3 protein-coding genes are annotated in these 3,676 nt (G+C 68.9%); all 3 read left to right on the top strand.

Features of this window, described 5'->3' with window-relative positions:
- Positions 1–120: 120 nt before the first annotated feature.
- A complete protein-coding gene (locus RI841_RS15420; RefSeq protein ID WP_310706515.1) occupies positions 121–966 on the top strand; it encodes a TatD family hydrolase in 846 nt (281 codons plus the stop codon).
- A gap of 46 nt (positions 967–1,012) precedes the next feature.
- Positions 1,013–1,591, top strand: coding sequence for a DUF1285 domain-containing protein (locus RI841_RS15415; RefSeq protein WP_310706514.1), 579 nt, complete (start codon positions 1,013–1,015; stop codon positions 1,589–1,591).
- A partial coding sequence (locus tag RI841_RS15410) for an ATP-dependent helicase (protein ID WP_310706513.1) occupies positions 1,582–3,676 on the top strand: 2,095 nt, incomplete at its 3' end. The genes RI841_RS15415 and RI841_RS15410, both read left to right, overlap by 10 nt.

The following is a 3,676-nucleotide window of genomic DNA, read 5'->3' as shown; positions in this document are numbered from 1 at the left end:
GCAAGGAGCAAGGAGCAAGGAGCAAGGAGCAAGGAGCAAGGAGCAAGGAGCAAGGAGCAAGGAGCAAGGCCCTGATGGTTCATCTCACCCCTTCCCCTCACATCTAACAAGCGGTACCCCATGTTTGTCGACTCCCACTGCCATCTCGACCGTCTCGATCCGGAGACCCACGGCGGCGATCTTGCCGCCGCCCTCGATGCCGCCCGTGCCAGGAACGTGCGTCAGTTCCTGGCCATTGCCGTGACCCTCGAGGACATGCCGTCCCTGGCCGAGATCGCTCGGACCCATGATGATGTCGTGATCTCCGCCGGTGTCCATCCGTTGCACTGCGTGGCCGAGGAGCCTAGCGTTGCGGTGATCAAGGAAGCAGCCGAACGCTTCGGTGCGGTGGCCATTGGCGAATGCGGCCTCGACTACCACTATCTCGACAAGGCGCCCGACAGCGTGCCTGCACGGGAAGTGCAGCGCGAGCGGTTCCGCCGCCAGCTGGTTGCCGCCAGCGAACTCGAGCTGCCGGTGATCATCCATACCCGCGAGGCCCGTGACGATACTCTGGCATTGATCCGCGAGCACACCGACTCGGCGGTGGGCGGCGTGCTGCACTGTTTCACCGAGGACATGGACATGGCCCGGGAGGCAGTGCGCCATGGCTTCTATATCTCGCTGTCCGGCATTGTGACCTTCCGCAACGCCGAATCGCTTCGCGACCTGGCACGAGGCCTGCCGTTGGATCGGCTGCTGATCGAGACCGACAGCCCCTATCTGGCGCCGGTGCCGCATCGTGGCAAGCCCAACGAGCCGGCCTGGGTGGTGGAGGTCGCCGAGTGCATCGCCGACGCACGCGGCATCAGCGTGGCGGAGGTCGCGGCCCAGACCACGAGCAACTTCTATCGGCTGTTCCGCGCTGCGGCGCCCGAGGCGCCTGCCGAGGTGCGCAAGGCGTTGCGCTCCGCCGGACTGGTCTAGGCTACCCTCATTACCCTGTCTTATGCGGCCTGGAGGAGGGCGCACCATGCAACTCGATCCGCTGCTGGCCCAGATCGACCCCGAAGGTGAGATTCCTCCCGTTGACCGCTGGCACCCCGAACACGGTGGTGAGATGGACCTCACCATCGCTGCCGATGGGCGCTGGATTCATGAGGGCACGCCTATTGCGCGACCGCGACTGGTACGCCTGCTCTCGACCCTTCTGCGCCGCGACCCCGATGGTGACTACGTGCTGGTGACGCCGGTCGAGCGGCAGCGGATCCGGGTGGAGGACCGGCCCTTCCTGGTGGTGGATGCCGACCGCGAGGAGGATGGCAACTGGTGGCTGACCACCAACGTCGGCGACCGCCTGGCGCTTGGCGAGGCCCATCGGCTGGTGCTCAGCGAGACCCCGGCCGGCGAGATGGTGCCGGAGGTCGCTGTGCGTTTCGGGCTCACCGCACGGCTGGGGCGCAACGTCTACTACCGGCTGGTGGAACAGGCCGAGACGCGGGAGCTCGGCGGCGGCGCCCTCGAGCTGGGCCTGACCAGCCAGGACACCTGGCAGCCCCTGGGGCGGCTGGACGCGAACGCGCGCCATGAGGGCGAGACGCCATGTCCCTGATCCGCCAGCTGACCCCCGAGCAGCGTGCCGTGGTCGCTCACGAGCGAGGCCATGCCCGGGTCGCAGCGGTGGCCGGTGCCGGCAAGACTACAACCATGGTCGCCCGGGTGTTGCACCTGCTCGCGCAAGGGGTATCCCCGGCGCGCATCCTGGTGCTGATGTTCAACCGGTCGGCCCGTGAGGACTTTCAGGCGCGCCTGGCCGAGATGGCGCCGGCCGGCCAGGCGCTGCCGGACGTGCGTACCTTTCACTCTCTCGGTCACCGGCTGACCGCGAGCCTGACCCGCTGGGGCGCGCTCGCACCTCGTCAGCTGCTCACCGCCGACTGGCAGCTCGAACGACTGCTGCGTCAGGCCACGCTGGCCGCCCTGGCCGAGGCGCCCGAGGCTCGCGAGACGGCACTGGAGGCCGAACGCCTCGAGGCGCTGGCCCACTTCTGCGGACTGGTGAAGGCCGAGATGGCCTCGCCCGTCGAGCTCCACCGCCAGCTCGACTTCGGCGAGGAGACCGGCCACTTCGTGCCCGCCTTCGAGCATGCCGAGCAGCTGCTGGCCGACCAGGGGCTGATGACCTTCGCCGACCTGCTCTATCGTCCGCTGCTGGCCCTGGAGGCGGATGCCGGGTTGCGCGGCCGGGTACAGGGGTTCCTCGACCACGTGGTCATCGACGAATACCAGGACATCAACACCGCCCAGCAGCGGCTGCTGGCGCTGCTGGCCGGCCGCGATGCCGAGGTCATGGCGGTGGGTGATGCCAACCAGTGCATCTACGAGTGGCGGGGGGCCCACCCCGACACCATGCTGGAGAACTTCACCGCCACCTTCGGGGCGGCCCGCGACTATCCGCTCTCGACCACCTTCCGGCATGGCCATGCGCTGGCCCTGACCGCCAATCATGCCATCGCGGCCAATCGGCGGCGTCCCGACCAGCTTTGCCTGGCCGCGCCGGGTAACCCCTCGACCGGCCTGGCCGTGGGGCAGGGCAGCCAGGGGGTACTGGCCGAGCTCGATGGCTGGCTCAATCGGGGCCGCGGGCTGGATGAGGCCTGCCTGCTGGTGCGCAGCTGGGCGCTGTCGGTGCCGCTGCAGCTGGCGCTGCTCCGCCGGGGTGTTCCCTTCCGACTGGCCCGGGAGGACCGCTTCGTCTTCCGCCTGCCGCTGGTCGAGGCCCTGGCCGGCTATATGCGTCTCGCCGTCGAGCCGCGGCGGCTTCAGGATCCGGGGCATCTGGCGATGCTGCTGTCCCAGCCCACTCCCTTCGTGGCCCGTGAGCGGATCCGCGCCCTGGCGAATCGACTGGCCGAGACCCAGCGCTGGCCGGAGCGTCACGATCCGCTGCTCGATGGGCTCAGGCCCCATCAGCGACGCACCCTCAAGAAGCGCTGGGCGCTGCTATGCGAGCTGCCCCGTCTATCGGCCTGGCCCCCCGTACGGCTCCTCGAACATGTGGTCGAGGTTGTGGAGGCCGAGAAGGTGCTCAAGCGCGCCGCCGCGCGGCGTGACAAGGGCGAGGAGGACGTGCGCCTGCTCGACGTGCTGGTCGAGCAGGCCGGCGAGCTGGGCAGCGACACCGAGGCCTTCATCGAGCTGCTCTCCCGGCCGGTGGAGAACCGCGACGACGGGGTGCTGATCAGCACCGTGCATGGCGCCAAGGGACTGGAGTGGCCGCTGGTGCTGGTGGCGGGTGTCAACGAGGAGGACTTTCCCCACTATACCCGCGACAACCCCCTGACACCGGGGCGCCTGGAAGAGGAGCGACGGCTCTTCTATGTGGCCATCACCCGGGCGCGGGAGCGCCTGGTGCTGCTCCATGATGGCGGAGACCATCGCCCCAGTCGCTTCATCGCCGAGTCCGCCTGGGAAGATGGCCAGCGCCTCGCCCGCCGGCTTGATGGCGCCCAGGCAGAAGAAGAAGAAGAAGCGGAAGAGACGCAGCCCCCGCTGCCTGTGTCAGACCTCGACCTCGTGCAGCGATATCTGGCGGCGCTGGGCCATTCACTGCCGGTGGTGGCTGCGCGCCCGGCCGCTCACGCCGGGCCCGACGAGTCCCGGGCCGACGTTTTCCGGGTCGGTCAGCTTCTGCGAC

It is taken from the genome of Halomonas sp., assembly GCF_031581305.1.
Classification (GTDB): domain Bacteria; phylum Pseudomonadota; class Gammaproteobacteria; order Pseudomonadales; family Halomonadaceae; genus Halomonas.
The sequence above is the reverse complement of the archived record's forward strand: the minus strand, read 5'-3'. Positions and strand labels throughout refer to the sequence as shown.